Source organism: Aliisedimentitalea scapharcae, assembly GCF_045277565.1.
GTDB classification, from domain to species: domain Bacteria; phylum Pseudomonadota; class Alphaproteobacteria; order Rhodobacterales; family Rhodobacteraceae; genus Aliisedimentitalea; species Aliisedimentitalea scapharcae.
Map to the genome: position 1 here is coordinate 2,377,544 of NZ_CP123584.1, position 21,109 is coordinate 2,398,652.

Sequence of the window (21,109 nt, forward strand, 5' to 3'; positions counted from 1 at the left end):
CAACCACAGTTTTAAGCCATGGGAAAACACCCGATTGGTGGAGAGTTCCCTATGGCGCATTCGTTATTCTGTTTGTCGGCGGTTCTGGTATCAGCCGCAGTTGCCACAACCGGTTTTGCCGGGACACCGCTGGAGGACCTGGGCGAAGCGCTGTTTTTTGACCCAAACCTGTCGGCCAATCGCACCCAGGCCTGCGCCACCTGTCATGACCCGTCGACAGGGTTTGCCGATCCGCGGGAAACGGCCGCAGGGCGGGCCGTGTCACTGGGGGATGACGGGAAATCGCTGGGTGACCGGACTGCACCTGCCATCGGCTATGTTGCCTTCACACCCGATTTTCATCGCGACGATGATGGCGACTGGGTCGGTGGGTTTTTCTGGGACGGGCGCGCCGTCGATCTAGAAGAACAGGCAGGGGGGCCACCGCTGAATCCGATCGAAATGGGGATGGCGGACAAATCCGCTGTGCTTGATCGGATGCGCGAAAACCCCGCGTATGTGGCCACGCTGAGCGATATTTTTGGCAGTGAAACCATGCAGGATCCGGTGTTGGCGTATGACGCGATGACACGGGCCATTGCTGCCTTTGAACGCACGGCGGAATTTGCGCCGTTTGACAGCAAATATGACCGGTATCTGCGCGGCGATTACGAGATGACCCGCGACGAAGAATTGGGACGGCTGTTGTTCTTCTCCGAACAGTTCACTAACTGCAACCAATGCCATCAACTGAAGCGCAGCCAGGTGGACCCGGCTGAAACCTTCTCCGATTACAGCTATCACAACATCGGCGTTCCTGAAAACAGGCGTGCGCGTGCCGTCAATGGCGTTGCGACATCCAAGGTCGATTTGGGGCTGCTGGAAAATCCCGACGTCCGGTCGGGCAGGGCGGCGGGGTTGTTCAAGACCCCCAGCCTGCGCAATGTGGCCGTCACGGCACCGTATATGCACAACGGCGTATTCGAAGATCTGCGCACTGTTGTTCTGTTCTACAACAAATATAACACCGTGGCGCAAGCACGCCAAATCAACCCGGAAACCGGCACCCCCTGGCGAATGCCTGAGGTGCCACATACCTTGTCTGTCAAGGAACTGACCCATGGTCCCGCGTTGGAAGACGACCGGATCGACGCATTGGTGGCGTTCTTGAAAACCCTGACGGATGCCCGGTACGAACCGCTGCTGGACGGCAGCTGATCCAGTGCCGCACAGCAGCGTGGCTGGTCCTTGATTGCCGACCTGAAACGCTTCTACGCTTGGGTCTTCAATTCAGGCCCCCAGGAGTGTCGTCATGCTGCCAGAGATCCCGCCGGAAACCCTGTCCAACTGGCAGCGTCTTGTGGACCTGGTGGCCCGTCTCGCAGATGTGCCTGCCAGCCTGATCATGAAGACGGACGACCCACGTCATGCGGTTCTGGTCACGTCTGATCACCCTGAAAACCCCTATCCTGTGGGGATGGAGTTTCGTCTCCACCCCAAACTGTATTGCCAGGGCGTTTTTGAACAGGACGGGGAATTGGTGGTCGAAGATGCCGCGTGTGATCCAGTCTGGCGGGGGAATGAGGACATGGAACACGGCATGTCCTTTTACATCGGTCTGCCGCTCAAATGGCCAGATGGGCAAATCTTTGGAACGATCTGTGTTCTGGATCGCAACAGGAACCGGCGGGCGCTGTTGTTTCGGGAAGGTCTGGCCCAGTTCGCGCGGCTTGTCGAACAGGATTTGGCTTTGCTACAAGAGGTTTACCTAAGACGGGTGCTGGAGGACAAGCTCAACCAGACCTTGGGACATCTCGAGGCGCGTGTCGGTGAACGAACCCGGGAACTGCAGGAGGCAAACACCGCATTGCGGGTGCTGTTGACCAGTGTCGATGAGGATCGCAAGGCACGGGACGAAGAAATCCTGACTCAGGTTCGGGGTATGGTGTTGCCCTATCTGGACAAGCTGGCCGACCATCTGGGACAGCAGGAACCAGCCCGGAGCTATCTGGATCTGGCACAGCGGAACCTGACTGAAATCACGTCGGCCATGTCCGACAAACTGTCGAATGCGTTTTCGGTCATGACCCCGACGGAAATCGAAATTGCGCATATGGTCATGTCCGGAAAAACCACCAAGGATATTGCCAGAACCCTGTCACGAGAGACCTCTACCATTGATTTTCACCGCAATAATATTCGGCGCAAATTGGGGTTGGAAGGGCGGGATCGGAACCTGCGCAGTCACCTGCTCGCGATTTCGTGATCCAAAAATAGGGGGATTACCCCCATATTCCCCCCCAATTTTTCTGATCTGACCAGACCCGGATCCGGCCGCTAGCCTGTCAGTGACGGCCCCAGAGAGGCCGTGACGTCAACAGACAGGGAGATCAACATGGATCGCAAGGATCTGAAACCCACGTTGCTGAACGGTGATCGCGACGACATGGCACCGGGTTTATCCCGCCGCTCGTTCTTTATGGCGGCCGGGGCAGCAGGGGTCGGGGCAGGGGCGAACCTGCTCGGGTCAAAGCCGGCGGCGGCCCAGTCACAGGCCTGGTTGCAGCCAGGCAACAACAATCACGTCATAGACCTGCAGGGGGCGACGGGTCAGGCCAGCACCGGTGCGGTCGGCATCGACTATTTCGGCCATTGCGCGATCAAGATCACGTCGCCAAATGGCGCCACCGTCCTGTTTGATCCGTGGCGCGACGACCCGTCCGGGGCTTGGGGGTTGTGGTTCAAGAACGAATTCCCGCAGATTCCGGTCGATATCACCATGTCGACACATGCCCATTTTGACCATGACGCCATTGAACGGCCCAGCTCGACCATGGTGTTGGACCGGATGGTTGGCAATTTTGAATTCGCTGACCTGAAGATCACCGGGTTTGCCGACAAACACGCCTGTGTGGCACCGGGCTGGTACAATTGGACCGACGCGCTGGCCGAATTCGGCGTCAATGCCTGCCCACCTGACAACGTGGGCCACATGGATATGGTGGTTTATCTGGTGGAAACTGGCGGCCTGCGCACGTTGATCTGGGGCGACAACCGCCACAACCCACCACAGGAGTTCTATGATGCCATCGGCCAGGTTGATGTTCTGACCCTGCCGGTGGATGGGTCGCAACATATCCTCAGCTATGGTCAGGGCAATGACATCGTGTCCAAGCTGAAGCCCAAGGTGATCATCCCGACCCACTATCTGAACGAAACCACCTCTTATACGCTGACCACATTGCAGGACGCGGATGAATGGGTGAAATCCCAGGCCAGTTACAAGATGCTCGACAGCGCGTCGCTGTCGCTGGAGGCCGGGGACGTTGCAGGCATGAACAGCGAATTCATGTATTTCGGCAATCACGCCCTAAAGGGCTGATGGTCACAACTTTCAAGGGCAGGGGCGTAGCATCGGTTACGCCCCTTTCTGCTGTTTTGGACGGATCGTGGAAAGTCCGCTACCGTTGACGAGACATTGGAAGCCCAAAAGGATTTGCCATGACTGATATTCAGATTGAGACTTGCGACCGGATGCCCCCAAAGGAGGCGCTGAACGGGCTGTTGGCCCAGTATTACGGTCTGATCGTCCAGCGCATGCGGGCCATAGGGGAAGAAATCGACCCGAACACACCCAAGAGCGCGCTGGCAGAGCTCTGGGAGAATGCCGACGACTATCTACCGCCCCGTGGTTGTCTGGTATTGGCCCGGGATGATCAGGGGACATTGATCGGTTGCGGGATGTTGAAATGCCTGGATGCGGAAACCGGCGAGCTCAAGCGCCTGTTTGTGACCGAAGCCGCCCGGGGCACCGGAGCTGGACGCAAGCTGGTCACTGCCCGGGTTGACGCGGCACGGGCTCTGGGCCTCAAGCGGCTGGTGGTGGATACGCTGACCCCAAATGTGGAGATGCGCAGCATGTATCCTAAAATGGGGTTCACCGAAGTGTTCGAGCCTATCGAAACCACCACTTACCTCGATCAACCCAACCTGCGCCCGCACCTGCATTTCTTTGTCCGCGACATCGCCTGAGATCTGCTGAAAAAGAAAGAGCCCGGATTTTTCAATCCGGGCTCTTGTGTTGTTCATGCGGTTGATCACTCGGCCGCGATTTTGATCACCGGGGTCATCTGGGCCAACACCTCGTCATCAAGGTGACATTTGACCTGATGCCCTTCGCTCAGGGTGCGTACAGGCGGAACTTCGCGATCGCACAATCCACCTGCAACCCTGTCCTTCCACCGGCACCGTGTCTGGAACGGACAGCCGGACGGAGGGTTCATGGCCGAAGGAATGTCACCTTCAAGCACGATATGTTCCTTTTGAACGGAGGTATCCGCAATCGGAACCGCCGATAGCAGCGCCTCGGTATAGGGGTGATAGGGCGGGCTGAACACCTGATCCGTGGTTCCCAATTCAACCACATGACCCAGATACATCACCATCACACGGTCTGACAGATACCGCACGATCGACAGATCGTGGCTGATGAACAGCAATGTGGTCTTTTGCTCGCGCTGAATCTCCATCAACAGATCGGTCACCGCCGCCTGTACCGACACGTCCAACGCGGATACTGGTTCATCGGCCACAACGATCCGTGCATCTCCGGCAAAGGCTCGGGCGATACCCACACGCTGTTTCTGGCCACCCGACAACTGGCGCGGCATCCGGTCTGCAAAGGCGCGGGGCAGTTTGACCAGATCCAAAAGCTCCAGCATCCGCTTGCGCCGTTCGGCCTCAGAGTTGCCGATACCAAAGATTTCCAACGCCCGGATGATCTGCCGCCCGACTGTCATCGACGGATTCAATGTGTCAAACGGGTTCTGGAACACCATCTGAACATCCGCAATGGTTTTGGTGTCACGTTCTTCGATCGGGATCATTTCGATATTGCGATCGTCCAGCAAAATCTGCCCGTCAGTCGCTGTTTCGAGCCCCATCAACACCTTGGCAAAAGTGGACTTGCCACAGCCGGATTCGCCAACGATGGCCAGAGTTTCGGATTCCCTGGCCTCGAAACTCAGGGTTTCATTGGCCTTGACCACCTTCCTGGCCCCACCACCAAACAGGGCATTGGCTGCAACCTCATAGTATTTCTTGAGGTTTTGCATCTTCAGGACGACCCTGCCGATTTCTCCCTTTTCCTTTTGCTCGCCCAAAGTGATTGGAGCGTTCCAATCAATCTCGGTAAACTTCAGGCAACGGGTGTGGTGGCGATCATTGCCCGGAACCGGATCCATCATGATGGCCTGTGAATCACAGCGCCCCTCTTCGAAGTAATCGCACCGTGGGCCGAAATTACAGCCCGGCGGACGTTCATGTGGCAAGGGAAAGTTGCCCGGAATTGCCACCAGCGGGCGCGAATTCTTGTCAGCCCCCGGCAAGGGGATCGACCGGAACAGCGCCTGCGTATAGGGGTGCTGCATTTCGTCGAACACATCCTTGATCGAACCGCGTTCCACCGCTTCGCCCGAATACATCACACAGATCCGGTCACAGGTTTCCAGAACCAGGCCCAGGTTGTGGCTGATGAACAGCATCGAGGTGCCGTATTTCTTGCCAAGGTCTTTGACCAGCTCGACCACGGCGGCCTCGACTGTCACGTCGAGCGCGGTGGTGGGTTCATCCAGAATCAACAACGCCGGTTTCGACATCAGCGCCATGGCGATGACGATCCGCTGCTGCTGACCGCCGGACAATTGGTGCGGAAAGGAATTCAGCATCCGCTCTGGGTCAGGCAGGCGCACATCCGTCACCACTTCCAGGGCGCGGGCATAAGCCTCCTCTTCGGTGACCCCTTCGTGGATCATCGGCACTTCCATCAGCTGCTTGCCGATTTTCATGGCCGGGTTCAACGATGCCATCGGTTCCTGATAGATCATGGCGATTTCATTGCCGCGGATGTCGCGCAACTCTTCTTCGCTGATCTCGCTCAGGTCGCGGCCCTTGAATTTGATCGACCCGCCAACGATGCGGCCGTTCTTGCCAAGATCCTGCATGACACCCAGCGCCACGGTCGATTTACCGCATCCGGATTCGCCAACCAGGCCCACGGCCTCGCCCGGTTGCACCGCAACCGAGAAATCCATCACGGCTGGGATTTCCCGTAGGCGGGTAAAGAAGGAGATGGACAGTTTGTCGATCTCAAGGATCGGACCGTCATATTCCGCCAGTTTGCTCATTTTGTTTCTCCCTGTCGGCCAAAAGCGGGGGATCCCTCTTCATCTGGCCTCAAGTATCCCGGGGGTCCGGGGGCAGCGCCCCCGGCCTCGATCACATCAGTCCTTCAGACTTTCTTCGCGCAGACCATCGGCCAGCAGGTTCAGACCCAACACCAGGCTCAGCAATGCAAAGGCAGGTGGCAGAGCAGGGTGCAGATAGATCGACAACAGCTTGCGGCCCTCGTTGATCGTCGACCCCCAGTCCGGGCTTTCCGGTGGCAGGCCCAGGCCAAAGAAGCCCAAGGTTCCCAAGAGGATGGTGGTATAGCCGATCCGCAGACAGAAATCCACGATCAGCGGTCCCCGTGCATTTGGCAGGATCTCCCACAGCATGATGTACCAGGGACCTTCACCGCGGGTCTGGGCCGCAGCCACATAGTCGCGGGTCTTGATGTCCAGTGCCAGACCGCGAACGATCCGGAACACGGTGGGCGAGTTCACAAAAACCACCGACACAAACACCACGAGAATACCGCCGGGCACGTCAAACAGATCCATAAAGGTCGGCAGGCCCCAGATGCCATAGGTTTTGGTTTCGATCAGGAAACCACCCGTGGAGACCAGTGACAGATACAGCCACATGGCAACACCCAGCACCCCGATCAACAGAGGTGTGCGGAACTTGGGACGCGTGTAGTAGCGCGAATTCAGCAGCACACCGACAAAGACGATCGGGAAGATGAACAGGATGATCGCCATATAGTTGGGCACCCCGGTCGCCACGATTTCAGGCGTCACCAGCAGATAGAACAGCAGGATGACCGGAAAGGCGAGGATCAGGTTCGCTAGGAACGACAACAGCGTGTCCAGACGACCGCCATAATACCCGGCAGGCAAACCCAAAGTGATCCCAACCATAAAGGCGAACAGGGTGGCCAGCGGTGCGATCTGCACCACGACACCGGCCCCATCGACCATCCGGCTGAACACATCACGGGCCAGGTTGTCACCGCCCAGAAGATACCATTGGAAATCTTCTGCGGAGGCACCGCGCAAAGGTGTTCCGGGCACTTTGTTCTTCATTCCAGACACCTGAACCAGCGGATCATGTGTCACGATGAGGTCCATCTGCCCAAAGATGCCGGTGAACACCCAGAACATCACCAGGCCAAAGCCGATCATGCCAATTGGGCTGTCGAACAGTTTGCCATACAGTCCCAGCCGCCGCTTGAACGCGATAGAGACGGCGTAAAGGATCGCAAGCGACGTCCAAACCGGCAGGAATTGTTGGCTGATGGCGCCGATGATGCCAGCGCTGGTCCCCAAGAAGATACCACCGACCAGATAAAGACAGACGATTGCGACGACCAGGGCAAACACCAGACGCAAGGCTGTGCCAGCCAGGCCACGCGCGCCGGTTGTTCTGGCCAACGTTCCGTCAGCGTTTGATTTTGCCCGTTCTTCGGACACCACCGAGGTGATTACCAACCAGGCGAGAATGACCAATACCAAGGCGATCAGCCCGTATTGGAGAATGGGATCCAAAAAGGAAAGTGAGCCGGTCCAGCTAAGAGCTTCCATATTCTCATGCCTCCCTTAAGAAATTCGAATGCGAGGATTGAGGTAGACATAGCCGATATCGGAAATCAGCTGGGTCACCAAAACCACCATCACAGAGACAACAGAAACCGCCAACAGCAGGTCAATGTCGTTGTTGCCGGCCGCTTGTACCAACACCCATCCAAAGCCTTTGTAGTTGAACAGGGTTTCGACAATCACCACACCGTTCAGTAGCCACGGGAACTGCAACATGATAACGGTAAAGGGTGCGATCAGCGCATTGCGCAAGGCATGTTTCATCACGATGTTGCGGAAACTGACCCCCTTGAGGCGCGCGGTGCGGATATACTGCGCGGTCATGACTTCGGCCATCGAGGCACGGGTCATTCGGGCGATATAGCCCATACCGTACAGCGCGATGGTGATCACGGGCAGAAAAAACGCCTCAAAGGTAATGGTTTCCATCGCAGATGTTGCCGACCCCTTGAACCATTTCAGACCCACGGCGGATGAGGCAAAGATCGCGATAAAGACAACACCGGACACATATTCAGGCGTCGCTGTGGTGACGATTGCTCCGGTGGACAGCACGCGGTCGGTGCTGGATCCTTCGCGCATACCCGCGAGCACCCCAATGATCAGAGCTGTGGGGATCATGACGATCATGACCCAGAACATCAACTTGCCGGTCAGCGCCAGACGGGTCCCGACGACGTCTGCTACAGGCTCCTTGAAAACCCAGGACAGGCCCCATTTCCCCTGCAGAACGCCGCAGAAGGTCGCGGTATCTTCCTTGATGGGATTGTGATTTGCACAGCGTCCACGGGTTTCACCGTCGCTGCCTTCGATTACATATCCGGGAATCACGCCGATCCACTGGCCATATTTGGAGAATACGTTTTGAGTAAAGCCGCGATTGCCAAGATAAGTGGCCACTTCGGAATCGGACATCCGGAAGTTGCCTTGGGTTTTGGCGAGCTTTTCTAGGTTTGGATAGAGATTTGTCATCACGAAGACGACAAAGGTCAGGCATAGCGCGGTTACGAGCATAACGCCCAACCTGCGCAAAATGAACAGTCCCATGGTGGCCCCTGTCGGATTTTGTTCTTGTACCGCGGGAAGCTTCCGCAGATGTGAAAACGGGCCGCTCGCGAACGAGCGGCCCATTCAGATTTAAATCAGGCTTTGATGCCCCATTTGTAGATTTGAGGAAGATAGGCGATGTGCATATCGACACCAACCAGGTTGTCGCGGTGGTGCCGCTGAACCTGACGCCAATACGGCTGAATAGTCACGCCTTCTTCGATCACGATGGCCTGAATTTTGCCCATGACCACACGACGCTCTTCCGCACCGGCAATCGAATTGGCCTCGGTCAGCAACGCGTCGAATTCGGCATTTGCCCAACCAAATTCATTCCAGGCTTCACCTGAGCGATAGGCCAGACCCAGAACCTGAGTGCCCAGCGGACGGTGGTTCCAGTTGGTCGAGCTGTAGGGATAGCTCACCCAATCGTTCCAGAAGGTCGAACCGGGCAGAATTGTCCGCTTGACCTTGAACCCGGCGTCGCGCAGCTGGGCTGCGACGGCATCGGTGGTGTTCTTGCGCCAGTCATCGTCGATCGAGATCAGTTCGTGCTCGTGATCCATCATGCCCGCTTCTTCCATCAGAGCCTTGGCTCCAGCAGGGTCAAAAGGAATACGTGTCACGTCCGGGTTGTGCTCCGGATGGATCGGGCCAACGTGGCAGTTGTCGGCAGGGATACCCTGACCACCAACACCCAGTTCCAGACAGACCGCATTGTCGACGGCCATGGCCAGCGCCTTGCGGACGCGCTTGTCGTCATAGGGTTTGTGGTTCTGGTTGGTCCGGACCACAATGGTCGCACCCGAGGTCACGGTCGACCGGGTCAGGCCCAGACTGTCCATGATGTCCGCGAATTCACCGACCGATTCCCAGTTCATATCGACTTCTTCGGATTCGAACCCGGCAATGGTTGCCGACGGATCGGTGCCGTAGTCAATGAATTCGATGCGATCCAGGTGACCACCCTTACCAGCGGCATAGCCCCACCAGTCGTGATCATCATTGCGCACCAGAACACCCTTGACGCCCACTTCGTAGGATTCAGGCTTCATGAACCCGGTGCCGATCGGGCTGGTCAGCATGTTTTCTGCACTGTGCGAGCTGTGCACGATCGCCGCTGGATAGTCGGCCATACCGGGAATGATTGTGATGTCAGGTGCGGGCAGGGTCAGCTTGACAGTGTGGCTGTCGACCACCGAGATCGCACCGTCCAGGGCCTTGTTGGTGTCCGGATTGATCATCGACGCCATACGACCGGCCATCGAGTTGCCTTCGACGTCCTTTTCACACCAGCCAGCGATGTTGCGCGCAACGTCTTCGGCGGTGAAGTCGTCACCATTGTTCCACTTAACACCTTTGCGGACACGCAGAGTGTATTCGGTGGCATCGTCATTGGCCTCCCAGCTTTCCAGAAGCATGGGTTCGAACGAGCCGTCCGAATTGTATTCGACCAGATATTCCAACCAGCCGGCCGTAAAGGTCGCGATCTGGGTCCAGTCAAAGGTGCGCGGATCTTTCAATGCACGCACTTCCATCTGCATGCGAATGGTTCCGCCTTTTTGGGCTCCTTCCGCGTGGACAGGCGACGACAGACCAATCATCGAATAGGCGGCCGGAACCGCAACACCCAGCGCAGTCGCCCGAGCCAGGAATTCACGACGGTCCAGTTTGCCATCCATAACTTCCTGAGCGTGCATTTTTGCGGCCCAGTGAATCGGTTTTCCGTTGATTGTTTCTTTTGTCATTTATTTCTCCCTGATGTGGATTTGGGTCAATGCGGGTCGTTTACCGCATTCGGCCCCGCCCCTCGGCGTGGCGCGTATGAAACTTCTGCTGGTTCGTTGGTCGCATCCCCATTTGTACATTCGGCACCAGTTTCGCGCCGACGTCAACGCATGCTTTCGGCACTTTTGGGTAAAAAAACGACATCACACTAGTTTGAATGCGACCATGACCCCATTTTCTGGACAGGCGTGACCAGTATCGGCGGGGTTTTTTGGCGATCATCGCTTTCTCAGGGTTCCCGGTGTCATCCCGAATTGATTTTGAACGAATCTGTTGAAACTCGAAGCACTTGCAAAGCCCAGGTTATGGGAAATCGCTTTTGCTGACGCTGATGTTTGGATCAACTGCGAGCGGGCTTCATGGGCGATACGTTCATTCAAAAGGGCTGCCGCTGTGCGTCCGGTCTGGGATCGGCACACTCGGGTCAGATGCGAAGGCGTAACATCCAGCATAGCCGCATAATCCGTCATCGAAGCCCCGGACGCGTATTGCTGTGAAATAGTCTGCCCATAGGTTCGGATCAGTCGGCGCGCGGCCGGAACCCTGGTCGTCTGTGGCATCAATCGGCGCAACCAGATCGCCGCCAGAACAGATTGTGCCTGCACAGCCTGGGCCCAGAAGGGCGGCTGGTGATCCTGTTCCCGCACAATCGTGTCGTGCAGATTGGAAAGCTCGGCCAGGGTTTGGGCTGACAATGATCTCAACACTTGCGCAGACTCTGGCCAAATCTGATTGGCCTGAGGCGAAATCCGCAACACATGCCCCAGGGCCTGACGTCCGGCATCCAGCGCAAACAGTGACCGAGCCGGAATGAACATGGCCGTGCTGGGGCCGAAGCCATGCTGTGCCCCATCCAGCAAGAGTCGTCCCTGACCTCTGGTGATCCAGATCAACAGATGGTCCGGCCGGTCATGCGCGAGGTCCAACTGCCACGGACCTTCCGGGGCCAATTGCGGCAGCGAAAGCGCATGTATCATCGAAAGGGCACTGTCGGTCATGATCCAGGCGTGACTGCAGTCCAGTCGCGCATCTTTGAGCGAAACCAGGTTCGCTGTCGTTTGGCAAACTGGCGGGTGGCGATGGTGGCCCGTTCCCGGGCAGAGTCGAATGTCAGCTCTCCACGCTCATAGGCGACCAATTCCGGCACGCCGATCGCCTTGCACGATGGCAACGCCGGATCATACCGGTCCAGCATGGTCCGAACTTCATCCAATGCGCCCTGGTCCAGCATCAGATCAAACCGACGGTCAATGCGCGCACCCAGCCAATCCTTGTCCACATCGAATATCAAGGCCGCGCAATCGGATGTTTGCAGCGCGGGCGGCGGTGTTTCTGCCTGCCAATTGGCGATCGAGCGCCCTGTGGCTGTCTGAACTTCCCAGGCGCGTTGAACCCTGGCCCGATTGCGCAGATCCAGCCTGGATTGGGTGACCGGATCCAGCCCGGCGCTCATTTCCTCCAGCGACATCTGGTCGGCCGTTGCCCGAATCTCGGGCGGTGTCACGGGGATGGGGGCCATGCCGCGGGTCAATGTCATGAAGTACAACCCGGTGCCGCCAACAATGATGGGCCGCTCCGGACCGTCGAGCAGCGGCAGGACCTCCCGCATCCAGTGCCCGGCCGAATAGGTGGTGTCATAGGCAACATGCCCATACAGCCGATGCGGAACACTGGCCTCTTCCTGCTCTGACGGGCGGGCTGTAATGACCCGCCAACAGTTATAGATCTGGCTGGCATCTGCATTGATGATCACGCCGCCGTGGCGATCCGCGATTTCCAGCGCCAGCGCAGATTTTCCCGATGCCGTCGGGCCGGCAATCAGAACCGGCTGATCGGGAGCAATGTCGGGCAATTTCATCGGCGTGATCCTGAACCGTTCAAAAGATGACGCAATTCATCTGTTCCACATCAATGTTGTGCGTCAAGGCGCATTGAACATGGCGGCGATTTCCGTCATTTTGCGCGCCAACCTAACCCCGCGACATTCCGGAGTGCAATATGCCCCTTTCCACCGATCTTTCGACAGACCTTGCCGATACAACCTATAAACGCGTCATGCTGAAAATTTCGGGTGAGGCCTTGATGGGGGATCAGGGGTTTGGTCTGCATCCGCCCACCGTGCAGCGGATCGCCGAGGAAGTAAAATCGGTGCATGATCTGGGGGTCGAGATCTGCATGGTGATCGGTGGCGGCAATATCTTTCGCGGTCTGTCCGGCAGCGCGCAGGGGATGGAACGCACAACGGCGGATTACATGGGGATGCTGGCCACGGTGATGAACGCACTGGCCATGCAGAGCGCCCTGGAAAGCCTGGACGTGTTCACCCGGGTCATTTCCGCGATTCCCATGGATCAGGTGTGCGAACCCTATATTCGCCGTCGCGCCGTGCGCCATCTTGAGAAAAAGCGGGTCTGCATTTTTGCAGCCGGAACCGGTAACCCGTATTTCACCACCGATACCGCCGCGACTCTGCGAGCGAATGAAATGTCCTGCGAGGCAATTTTCAAGGGGACCAAGGTTGATGGGGTCTATGACAAGGATCCGGTGAAATTCGACGATGCCAAACGCTATGATACGGTGAGCTATGATGATGTTCTGGCCAAACGTCTGGGCGTCATGGACGCCAGCGCGATTGCACTGGCGCGCGACAACAACCTGCCAATCATCGTGTTTTCTCTGGACGAGCCGGGTGGGTTCCGGGGCATTCTGGCCGGGCGTGGTACCTATACAAAAGTGCAAGGCTGATCATCGGCGCATCCAAGGTCGCTCCAACGCCCCCCGGATGCGCCAATCACAAGGGATCGCAGGCGGCACAAGGTAAACGTCCCGCTCTGCACCGTCCCATCTGTAGCGTCCCATCGTAGCGGGCATTTTTGCTACGCGGGCTTTACTGCAAAGGGGTCTTTGCCTGACCCCTTTGACGGCGAATCCATTCCGTGTCGCACAGGATGGCAAGGCAACACGTTCAAAATTGCTTTCCCGCGCGGTGATTGTGGGCCAAGATTGCTATACATCCTGTTGCCAATGGCTTATGAGCCGATGCAGTTCACCGGAAGAAGGGGAGAGAGCAGCATGTCCGAAGATTTCGAACTGGACACCGATGACCTTCAGCGCCGCATGGATGGCGCGATGGTCAATCTAAAAACCGAATTTGCGTCGTTACGCACCGGGCGTGCGTCTGCGTCAATGCTTGAGCCTGTGATGGTTGATGCCTACGGCTCGATGACGCCGATCAATCAGGTCGGCACCGTGAATGTGCCCGAACCGCGTATGGTGACGATCAATGTCTGGGACAAATCCCTGGTTGGAAAGGTCGAAAAGGCCATTCGCGAATCCGGTCTGGGGATCAATCCTCAGCTGAATGGCACCATCATCATGTTGCCGATTCCGGAACTGAACGAAGAACGTCGTCGTGAACTGACCAAGGTTGCCGGCCACTATGCCGAAAACGCCCGTGTATCGATCCGCAACGTTCGTCGCGATGGTATGGATCAGATCAAAAAAGCCAAATCCGATGGCATGTCCGAGGACGACCAGAAATTCTGGGAACAGGAAGTTCAGGAGCTGACCGACAAGATGATCAAAGTTGTCGATCAGGCGCTGGAGACCAAACAAGCCGAAATCATGCAGGTTTAATGCACAGCGCATGTCCAGAGGCTCAAAAACCGCAGCAATCCCCAGTGACGCAACCGATGGCAGCGACACTGCCAATATGGGCGGTTCAGGGCCACGCCATGTCGCAATCATCATGGACGGAAACGGCCGCTGGGCTCAGGCCCGCGGCAGACCGCGCCTGTTCGGGCATCATGCCGGTGCCCGACGTGTGCGCGAAGTGGTCGAGGCCTGCCCGGATCTGAAGGTCAAATATCTGACGATCTTTGCCTTTTCGACCGAGAATTGGAAACGGACGCAAACCGAAGTCGCCGGGTTGATGAGCCTGTTTCGCCGGTATATTTCCAAGGAGATGCAAGCGCTGTCGGCACGCAATGTGCGGGTGCGCTTCATCGGAGACCGGGTACGTCTGGACAAAAAACTGATCCAATTGATGGACCAGCTTGAAAAAGCGACCTCCGGCAATGACGGGACCCAGTTGACCATTGCTCTGAATTATGGCGGTCGTGACGAGGTGGCGCGCGCGACACGGCGTCTGGCCCAGGACGTGGCCGACGGGAAACTGCGACCGGAAGATGTCGACCAGGAAACGTTGCCGAAATATCTGGACACCCATGTCTTGCCCGACCCTGATCTGGTGATCCGTACCAGCGGCGAAGCTCGGATTTCGAACTTTCTTTTGTGGCAATCGGCCTATGCCGAGTATGAGTTTATCGATACCTTGTGGCCCGATTTTACCGCAGAAGAATTGAAATCCCTCTGCAATAGTTATGGTCGCCGCGACCGTCGATTTGGTGGGGTTCAGAAATGAGCGAAGGGCGCTGGTCTGACCTTGCACCGCGTATTGCGTCGGCGGTGGTCATGGTCGTCGTGGGGGGCGCTGGCATCCTGGCAGGGGGCATGTGGTTCAAACTGCTGATCGCGGCGAGCTGTGGGGCGATGATCTGGGAACTGGTCCGCATGCTGACCCCCGCTCAAGGCAGCGCGGCGTTACAGCTGGGAGCCTTGACGGCGGTGACACAGTTTGTGGCCTGGCTGATGCCGCCCGTGGCTCTGTTGCCAATCGCCCTAGCGGTGATCCCGGTGGGGATGTCCATCCTCAAATCCCGCAAATGGGCTTTTGCAGGTTTTGCCTTGTGGATCGCTTTGGCGGGGATCGGTTTTGTCTGGTTGCGCGGATCCTTGGGTCTGACATGGGTGGCTTGGCTGATTTGCATTGTCGTTGTCACCGATGTTGCGGGCTATTTTGCAGGCAAGGCCATTGGCGGCCCAAAATTCTGGCCTGCAATCAGCCCAAAGAAAACCTGGTCGGGCACGGCTGCCGGTTGGGTTGGCGCGTTGATCGTCGGCGCGCTGTTCGCTACCCAGATGGGGGCCGGGCTGGGCCTGTGTGTGGTGTCGGTGCTGGCGTCGATGGCCAGCCAGGCCGGAGACGTTCTGGAAAGCGCTTTGAAACGACGTACGGGAACCAAGGACAGTTCGAACCTGATTCCTGGGCATGGCGGTTTTTTGGATCGGTTCGATGGCATGATGGGGGCAATGGCGCTGGTTCTGGTGCTGAGCCTGTTTTATTCGCCCGGAGTATAAGACATGCGGCGGGTTTCCATTTTTGGCGCGACAGGCTCCATCGGTCAAAACACGCTTGATCTGATCCGCCGCGATCCGGCCGGATATGACGTAGTGGCAGTGACTGGCGGGCACAACATTGCGCAACTGGCGCAGGACGCGGTTGCGGTGCGGGCAGATCTGGCCGTGACAGCCTTTGAAGACCGGCTGGATGACCTGCGTGCGGCTCTTGCCGACACCGGTATCGAAGTCGCCGCAGGGCAGGCGGCCCTGACCGAAGCCGGTGCCCGTCCCGCAGATTGGGTCATGTCGGCCATTGTGGGGGCCGCCGGTCTGGCACCGGGGCTGGAGGCCCTGAAACAGGGGGCGACGCTGGCGCTGGCCAACAAGGAATCTTTGGTCTGTGCCGGAGCGCTGGTGCTGGAGACGGCGCGCCAGAACAACGCCCGCCTGTTGCCTGTGGACAGCGAACATTCAGCAGTGTTTCAGGCGTTGGTTGGCGAAGACATGGACGCGGTTGAACGTATCATCATCACCGCATCCGGTGGTGCGTTTCGCGATTGGCCATTGGACGCCTTGCGCAATGCGACCCTGAAACAGGCGTCGGCCCATCCGAATTGGGACATGGGACAGCGGATCACGATCGACAGCGCATCAATGTTTAACAAGGCGTTGGAAGTCATTGAAACGCGTGAGTATTTCGGGATATTTCCCGAACAGATCGAAGTCATCATACACCCTGAATCGATGATCCACGCGCTGGTCGGTTTCCGCGATGGCGCGTTGATGGCGCATCTTGGGGCACCGGACATGCGTCACGCCATCGGCTATGCGCTGCATTGGCCGGATCGACGCGATCTGCCGGTGGCGCGTCTGGATCTGGCCCAGGTGTCGCAACTGAATTTCCGTGCCCCCGAAGACGCGCGCTATCCCGCGCTGCGGCTGGCGCGTGATGTCATGGCCCAGGGTGGTTTGGCTGGGGCGGTGTTCAACGCGGCCAAGGAACGTGCGTTGGATGGCTTTATCGCGGGTCGGGTGGGGTTTCTCGACATGGCCGAGATCGTCGAAGAGGTTCTCACCCGGTTTCAGGCCCAGAAAGGTCCATTGGCGGGTCTTATTGATGCCCCAATGACCCTTGATAACGTGACACAAACAGACCACTTGGCAAGAGAGTATGCCGACAAGGTCATGAACGAACGGGCAGGGTAGTCTTTTGGATATTGTTTCACTCATTCCGCAATTCGGGAATGTCATTCAGACGTTGATCGCCTTTGTGGTGGCCTTGTCTGTCATCGTGGCCGTGCATGAGTATGGTCATTATATTGTCGGGCGCTGGTCCGGTATTCATCCCGAAGTGTTTTCGTTGGGGTTTGGTCCGGTTTTATACAGCCGGATCGACAAACGCGGCACCCGCTGGCAGGTGGCCTTGCTGCCGTTTGGCGGTTATGTCAAATTTCTGGGCGATGCCAATGCGGCCTCGGGCAAGGATGAGGACACCATGGCCGAAGCGTCACAGGATCCGGCATTTCTGCGCAAGACCATGCATGGCGCGCCTTTGTGGGCCCGTACGGCCACCGTGGCGGCCGGACCGGTGTTCAACTTTGCCCTGTCGATTGCGGTGTTTGCGGTGATCTTCATGTTGCGCGGTGTCGCCAGCGATCCGCTGACCGTTGGAGAACTGAAACCATTGCCCGGCAGCGTGCAGGAGTTGCGGGAGGGTGACGAAATTGTTGCCATAGCCGGAACTGCGACCCCCAAATTCGACGATGCCGACGCCTGGAGCGCCTTTGCCGCTGCCATTCCACAACAGGCCACATTGGATTACGACGTGCTGCGACAGGGCCAGGCAATGACCGTGCGCGGTCCGTACCTGTTCCCGGCTCATATCACGCTGGTTGCGCCGCGCAGCGCGGCGATGGATATCGAGCTGCAGGCAGGCGATGTCATTACGGCCGTGGACGGCAACCCGATCTTTGCCTTTGATCAGCTCAAGGAAATTGTCGAAGGTTCGGACGGGCGGGCATTGTTGCTGGACGTCTGGCGCAATGGCCAGACGCTGGAGTTTGCCCTGGCCCCACGCCGCACGGATGAACCACAGCCCGATGGCGGGTTTGTGACGCATTGGAGGATCGGCATTGTCGGTGGCATGGCCTTTGACCCGGCTACCGAAACCGCCGGCCCGTGGCAGGCATTGACCGGCGGGGTCTCCCAAACATTTGCCATCGTGCAGGGGTCGTTGTCAGGTCTGTGGCATATGGTGACAGGCGCGATCAGCACCTGCAATATGTCTGGTCCTCTGGGGATCGCCCAGACATCGGGCGAAGTGGCAAGCCAGGGAACACAGAGCTTTATCTGGTTCATTGCCGTCTTGTCTACGGCAGTGGGGCTGTTGAACCTGTTTCCAATTCCGGCGCTGGATGGCGGACATCTGGTGTTTTATGCCTATGAAGCCGTCACCGGCAAGCCGCCCAGCGATGCGGCGTTGCGGGTTCTCATGACCATCGGCTTTGGTCTGATCCTGTCGCTGATGGTGTTTGCGCTGAGCAACGATCTGTTCTGCTGATCTTTCTGAATTGGAGGGGTGGCGCGGAGTGATCGCGCCACTGCCCCAGTCCTGCCCCAGTCCTGCCACATTCGCCCGGTATTTTTGTCAGAACTGACGGGCTGTCTCTGCCGGTGGCGGGGACATGGGAAAGGACAGAAGGGACAGAAAATGAGCACTCTACAGCAGTCATATCGCGGCTTGAGTCTGGTTATGGAGCTGAATTGGGACCGGATCCTTTTCCTGGGGGCCATTGTGGTTGCCCTGGCGACCGGAGCCTGGCTGGGCGGTCTCTGATTCCCGACTGACAGGCCTGACAAGACAAGCGGTGCGCAGCCAACAGGTTGCGCGCCTTTTTCTTGGTTTTGACAACCGTCTTCAGACCCGTTAGTCACATGCTAATGCTGCCATAATTCTGGGTTTGAAAAGATGGGTTTGGGGAAAAACGTAGGAATATCCTGCGCTATGCGCAACCAGCGCTGCTATATGTTGTATCATTTCATACCGGCACTATTTCTTGTTTGCATGTCGGTGCTTATCGCGCTTGCCAGCCCGGCACAGGCGCAGAATTACCGCTTCAACTCGGTCAAAGTCGAAGGCAATCAGCGGATCGAAACGTCCACTATCATTGCTTATACGGGAATCGAACGGGGCCAGACGATTTCAGCAGGCGAGCTGAATGATGCCTACCAACGTATCCTTGACAGTGGTGTTTTTGAGACAGTCGAACTGGACCCGCGTGGCAGCACGCTGGTGATTTCAGTTGCTGAATTCCCGACGATCAACCGCGTCAATTTCGAAGGCAACCGGCGAATCAAGGACGAAGCGTTGGAAGGGCTGATCGCATCGGCGCCGCGCCGCGTGTTCAACCCGGGGCAGGCCGAAGACGATGCCGCCATCATTGCCGAGGCATATTCCCAGCAGGGCCGTTTGTCTGCCCGTGTGACGCCCCGGATCATTCGTCGCAGCGATAACCGCGTTGATCTGATCTTTGAAATTGGCGAAGGCGATACAATCGAAGTCGAACGGGTCAGCTTTGTTGGCAACCGTGTCTATTCGGACCGTCGTCTGCGTCGGGTTCTGGAAACCAAACAGGCCGGTATTCTGCGCGCCTTTATCCGGTCCGATACCCTGATCGAAGACCGCATTGAATTCGACAAGCAGGTCATGCGCGATTTCTATCTGTCGCGTGGCTATGTCGATTTCCGCGTCAACAGCGCCAACGCTGAACTGGCGCGCGAACGGGATGCGTTTTTCCTGGTTCTGGATGTGACCGAAGGTCAGCAGTTCTCGTTCGGTCAAATCAGCACTGTCAGCGAAATGTCCGAGGCAGACGCCGATGAATTCCAAGAGGCACTCAAGATCAAACCGGGCGTCATCTATTCACCGGCTCTGATCGAAAACTCGATCGCGCGCATGGAACGTCTGGCCATTCGCAAAGGTATCGACTTTTTGCGGGTTGAACCCCGGATCAGCCGCAATGATCGGGATCTGACCCTGGATGTTGAATTTGCACTGACACGTGGGCCGCGCATCTTTGTCGAACGCATCGATATCGAAGGCAATACAACCACATTGGACCGGGTGATCCGCAACCAGTTCCGGATTGCCGAAGGCGACCCCTTCAACCCGCGCGAAATCCGTCAAAGTGCTGAACGCATTCGGGCTTTGGGGTTCTTTGAAACCGCCGGGGTGGATGTGCGCGAAGGTTCGTCAACGGATCAGGTTGTGGTCGACGTCGATGTTGCCGAACAGCCGACCGGATCGCTCAGCCTGGGTGGTAGCTATTCGGTTGCCAACGGGATCGGTGTGGCGGTTGGCCTGACGGAAAACAACTTCCTCGGTCGCGGTCAAAGACTGTCGTTCCAGGTTTCGACGGCACAGGACGCAGAACAATATGTTCTGGGCTTTTCTGAACCGAACCTGCTGGGACGTCAGCTTCGATTTGATCTGGACCTGGGTTTGGCGACCGTTGATTCCAGTTTTGCCAATTATGACAGCGAAACCCTGTTCTTTCAGCCGGGCCTGACATTTCAGACCGGTGAGAATTCAAGATTGCGTCTGAAGTATTTCTGGAGCGACGACGAAATGTTGAGCCGCGGTACAGCGGTTGCATTGGGCCCGGTTCAAACCAGCGAAATCGGCCTGGGGGCTTTGACGTCCAGCGGTCTTGGGTTCACCTATACCTATGACAGCCGTTTGACTGGTCTGAACCCGAATGCCGGTTTCCTGTTCGAAGCTGGGGCAGATTATGCCGGGTTGGGTGGCGACAACAAATATGTCAAGACCAGCGCCAAGGCGATTGCTCAGACCCTTGTCCTGAACGAGGAAGTGACCCTGCGGGCCACGATCGAAGGCGGCATGTTCAATTGGCGCGGTGGCGGCAATAGCCGCACAATCGACCGTTTTCTGCTGGGGCCGGACGTGTTCCGCGGCTTTGAGCCCGGTGGTATTGGCCCACGTGACCAGTCTGTCGTGGGCGCAACGACTGTTGATGATGCATTGGGTGGCAACCTCTATGCCATTGCCAAGCTCGAAGCGGAATTCCCGCTGGGTCTTCCCGAAGAATTGGGTGTCCGGGGCGGTGTGTTCTATGACATCGGCAATTTGTGGGATCTGAAGAACGTGAACACTGCCGGTGCGACCGTGGTCGGTGCGAACAGTTCGTTCCGCCATGTTATCGGGTTCTCGGTTCTGTGGGACACGGCATTTGGTCCGCTGCGCTTCAACTTCAGCAACGCGCTCAAAAAGGAAACCTTTGACAAGGAACAATCCTTCGACCTCACGCTCCAGGCCAAGTTCTGATTGTGCCAGA

At 57.4% G+C, this 21,109-nt stretch carries 18 protein-coding genes; 12 read left to right on the plus strand and 6 right to left on the minus strand.

Features of this window, described 5'->3' with window-relative positions; all coding sequences use genetic code 11:
* The first annotated feature begins 51 nt into the window (after positions 1 to 51).
* From QEZ52_RS11240 to QEZ52_RS11255, 4 genes are all read left to right on the plus strand, one after another.
* Positions 52 to 1,197, plus strand: a complete 1,146-nt coding sequence (locus QEZ52_RS11240; protein WP_406644444.1) for a cytochrome-c peroxidase — start codon at positions 52 to 54, stop codon at positions 1,195 to 1,197.
* Between the two features lie 94 nt (positions 1,198 to 1,291).
* Positions 1,292 to 2,245, plus strand: coding sequence for a LuxR C-terminal-related transcriptional regulator (locus tag QEZ52_RS11245; RefSeq protein WP_406644445.1), 954 nt, complete (start codon positions 1,292 to 1,294; stop codon positions 2,243 to 2,245).
* A 129-nt stretch (positions 2,246 to 2,374) separates the two neighbouring features.
* Entirely contained in the window at positions 2,375 to 3,361 is a 987-nt protein-coding gene (locus tag QEZ52_RS11250; protein ID WP_406644446.1) for an MBL fold metallo-hydrolase, read from the plus strand.
* 119 nt (positions 3,362 to 3,480) lie between these two features.
* Positions 3,481 to 4,011: a GNAT family N-acetyltransferase gene (locus QEZ52_RS11255; RefSeq protein ID WP_406644447.1), complete on the plus strand. Its 531-nt coding sequence runs from the start codon at positions 3,481 to 3,483 to the stop codon at positions 4,009 to 4,011.
* Between the two features lie 65 nt (positions 4,012 to 4,076).
* Here the strand turns inward: QEZ52_RS11255 and QEZ52_RS11260 are convergent, their stop codons facing one another.
* From QEZ52_RS11260 to miaA, 6 genes are all read right to left on the minus strand, one after another.
* Positions 4,077 to 6,164 (minus strand): dipeptide ABC transporter ATP-binding protein, encoded by a 2,088-nt coding sequence (locus QEZ52_RS11260; RefSeq protein WP_406644448.1) that lies wholly within the window; start codon positions 6,162 to 6,164, stop codon positions 4,077 to 4,079.
* 96 nt (positions 6,165 to 6,260) lie between these two features.
* A complete protein-coding gene (locus QEZ52_RS11265) occupies positions 6,261 to 7,724 on the minus strand; it encodes an ABC transporter permease (RefSeq protein ID WP_406644449.1) in 1,464 nt (487 codons plus the stop codon).
* Positions 7,725 to 7,739: 15 nt separating this feature from the next.
* The gene (locus QEZ52_RS11270) at positions 7,740 to 8,786 is read right to left on the minus strand and encodes an ABC transporter permease (RefSeq protein WP_406644450.1); all 1,047 of its coding nucleotides are present in this window, start codon (positions 8,784 to 8,786) and stop codon (positions 7,740 to 7,742) included.
* Between the two features lie 95 nt (positions 8,787 to 8,881).
* Positions 8,882 to 10,534: an ABC transporter substrate-binding protein gene (locus QEZ52_RS11275; protein ID WP_406644451.1), complete on the minus strand. Its 1,653-nt coding sequence runs from the start codon at positions 10,532 to 10,534 to the stop codon at positions 8,882 to 8,884.
* A 258-nt stretch (positions 10,535 to 10,792) separates the two neighbouring features.
* The gene (locus QEZ52_RS11280) at positions 10,793 to 11,572 is read right to left on the minus strand and encodes an AraC family transcriptional regulator (RefSeq protein WP_406644452.1); all 780 of its coding nucleotides are present in this window, start codon (positions 11,570 to 11,572) and stop codon (positions 10,793 to 10,795) included.
* Complete coding sequence (miaA, locus tag QEZ52_RS11285) at positions 11,569 to 12,432, minus strand: tRNA (adenosine(37)-N6)-dimethylallyltransferase MiaA (RefSeq protein WP_406644453.1); 864 nt, start codon at positions 12,430 to 12,432, stop codon at positions 11,569 to 11,571. Before miaA ends, QEZ52_RS11280 begins: the two co-directional genes overlap by 4 nt.
* Positions 12,433 to 12,572: 140 nt before the next feature.
* Between miaA and pyrH the strand changes: the two genes are divergently transcribed.
* From pyrH to bamA, 8 genes are all read left to right on the plus strand, one after another.
* Entirely contained in the window at positions 12,573 to 13,319 is a 747-nt protein-coding gene (gene pyrH, locus QEZ52_RS11290; RefSeq protein ID WP_406644454.1) for a uridine monophosphate kinase, read from the plus strand.
* A 327-nt stretch (positions 13,320 to 13,646) separates the two neighbouring features.
* Entirely contained in the window at positions 13,647 to 14,210 is a 564-nt protein-coding gene (gene frr, locus QEZ52_RS11295) for a ribosome-recycling factor (protein ID WP_406644455.1), read from the plus strand.
* A 76-nt stretch (positions 14,211 to 14,286) separates the two neighbouring features.
* On the plus strand, positions 14,287 to 14,997 hold the full coding sequence (locus QEZ52_RS11300; protein ID WP_406650438.1) for an isoprenyl transferase: 711 nt from the start codon (positions 14,287 to 14,289) through the stop codon (positions 14,995 to 14,997).
* Entirely contained in the window at positions 14,994 to 15,773 is a 780-nt protein-coding gene (locus tag QEZ52_RS11305; protein ID WP_406644456.1) for a phosphatidate cytidylyltransferase, read from the plus strand. Before QEZ52_RS11300 ends, QEZ52_RS11305 begins: the two co-directional genes overlap by 4 nt.
* Before the next feature lie 3 nt (positions 15,774 to 15,776).
* A complete protein-coding gene (gene dxr / locus QEZ52_RS11310; RefSeq protein ID WP_406644457.1) occupies positions 15,777 to 16,961 on the plus strand; it encodes a 1-deoxy-D-xylulose-5-phosphate reductoisomerase in 1,185 nt (394 codons plus the stop codon).
* 4 nt (positions 16,962 to 16,965) lie between these two features.
* A complete protein-coding gene (gene rseP / locus QEZ52_RS11315; RefSeq protein ID WP_406644458.1) occupies positions 16,966 to 18,315 on the plus strand; it encodes an RIP metalloprotease RseP in 1,350 nt (449 codons plus the stop codon).
* 150 nt (positions 18,316 to 18,465) lie between these two features.
* A complete protein-coding gene (locus QEZ52_RS11320) occupies positions 18,466 to 18,591 on the plus strand; it encodes a hypothetical protein (protein ID WP_406644459.1) in 126 nt (41 codons plus the stop codon).
* Between the two features lie 168 nt (positions 18,592 to 18,759).
* Positions 18,760 to 21,099, plus strand: a complete 2,340-nt coding sequence (gene bamA, locus QEZ52_RS11325; RefSeq protein WP_406644460.1) for an outer membrane protein assembly factor BamA — start codon at positions 18,760 to 18,762, stop codon at positions 21,097 to 21,099.
* Positions 21,100 to 21,109: the final 10 nt, after the last annotated feature.

Excerpts from the sequence above, each read along its gene's own strand:
- QEZ52_RS11260 (WP_406644448.1), bottom strand. The coding sequence starts at position 6,164 with ATGAGCAAACTGGCGGAATATGACGGTCCGATCCTTGAGATCGACAAA.
- miaA (WP_406644453.1), bottom strand. The coding sequence starts at position 12,432 with ATGAAATTGCCCGACATTGCTCCCGATCAGCCGGTTCTGATTGCCGGC.
- QEZ52_RS11270 (WP_406644450.1), bottom strand. The coding sequence starts at position 8,786 with ATGGGACTGTTCATTTTGCGCAGGTTGGGCGTTATGCTCGTAACCGCG.
- QEZ52_RS11240 (WP_406644444.1), top strand. The coding sequence starts at position 52 with ATGGCGCATTCGTTATTCTGTTTGTCGGCGGTTCTGGTATCAGCCGCA.
- QEZ52_RS11255 (WP_406644447.1), top strand. The coding sequence starts at position 3,481 with ATGACTGATATTCAGATTGAGACTTGCGACCGGATGCCCCCAAAGGAG.
- dxr (WP_406644457.1), top strand. The coding sequence starts at position 15,777 with ATGCGGCGGGTTTCCATTTTTGGCGCGACAGGCTCCATCGGTCAAAAC.
- QEZ52_RS11245 (WP_406644445.1), top strand. The coding sequence starts at position 1,292 with ATGCTGCCAGAGATCCCGCCGGAAACCCTGTCCAACTGGCAGCGTCTT.
- QEZ52_RS11265 (WP_406644449.1), bottom strand. The coding sequence starts at position 7,724 with ATGGAAGCTCTTAGCTGGACCGGCTCACTTTCCTTTTTGGATCCCATT.
- QEZ52_RS11250 (WP_406644446.1), top strand. The coding sequence starts at position 2,375 with ATGGATCGCAAGGATCTGAAACCCACGTTGCTGAACGGTGATCGCGAC.
- frr (WP_406644455.1), top strand. The coding sequence starts at position 13,647 with ATGTCCGAAGATTTCGAACTGGACACCGATGACCTTCAGCGCCGCATG.
- QEZ52_RS11320 (WP_406644459.1), top strand. The coding sequence starts at position 18,466 with ATGAGCACTCTACAGCAGTCATATCGCGGCTTGAGTCTGGTTATGGAG.
- QEZ52_RS11305 (WP_406644456.1), top strand. The coding sequence starts at position 14,994 with ATGAGCGAAGGGCGCTGGTCTGACCTTGCACCGCGTATTGCGTCGGCG.
- QEZ52_RS11280 (WP_406644452.1), bottom strand. The coding sequence starts at position 11,572 with ATGACCGACAGTGCCCTTTCGATGATACATGCGCTTTCGCTGCCGCAA.
- QEZ52_RS11275 (WP_406644451.1), bottom strand. The coding sequence starts at position 10,534 with ATGACAAAAGAAACAATCAACGGAAAACCGATTCACTGGGCCGCAAAA.
- pyrH (WP_406644454.1), top strand. The coding sequence starts at position 12,573 with ATGCCCCTTTCCACCGATCTTTCGACAGACCTTGCCGATACAACCTAT.
- QEZ52_RS11300 (WP_406650438.1), top strand. The coding sequence starts at position 14,287 with ATGGGCGGTTCAGGGCCACGCCATGTCGCAATCATCATGGACGGAAAC.
- bamA (WP_406644460.1), top strand. The coding sequence starts at position 18,760 with ATGCGCAACCAGCGCTGCTATATGTTGTATCATTTCATACCGGCACTA.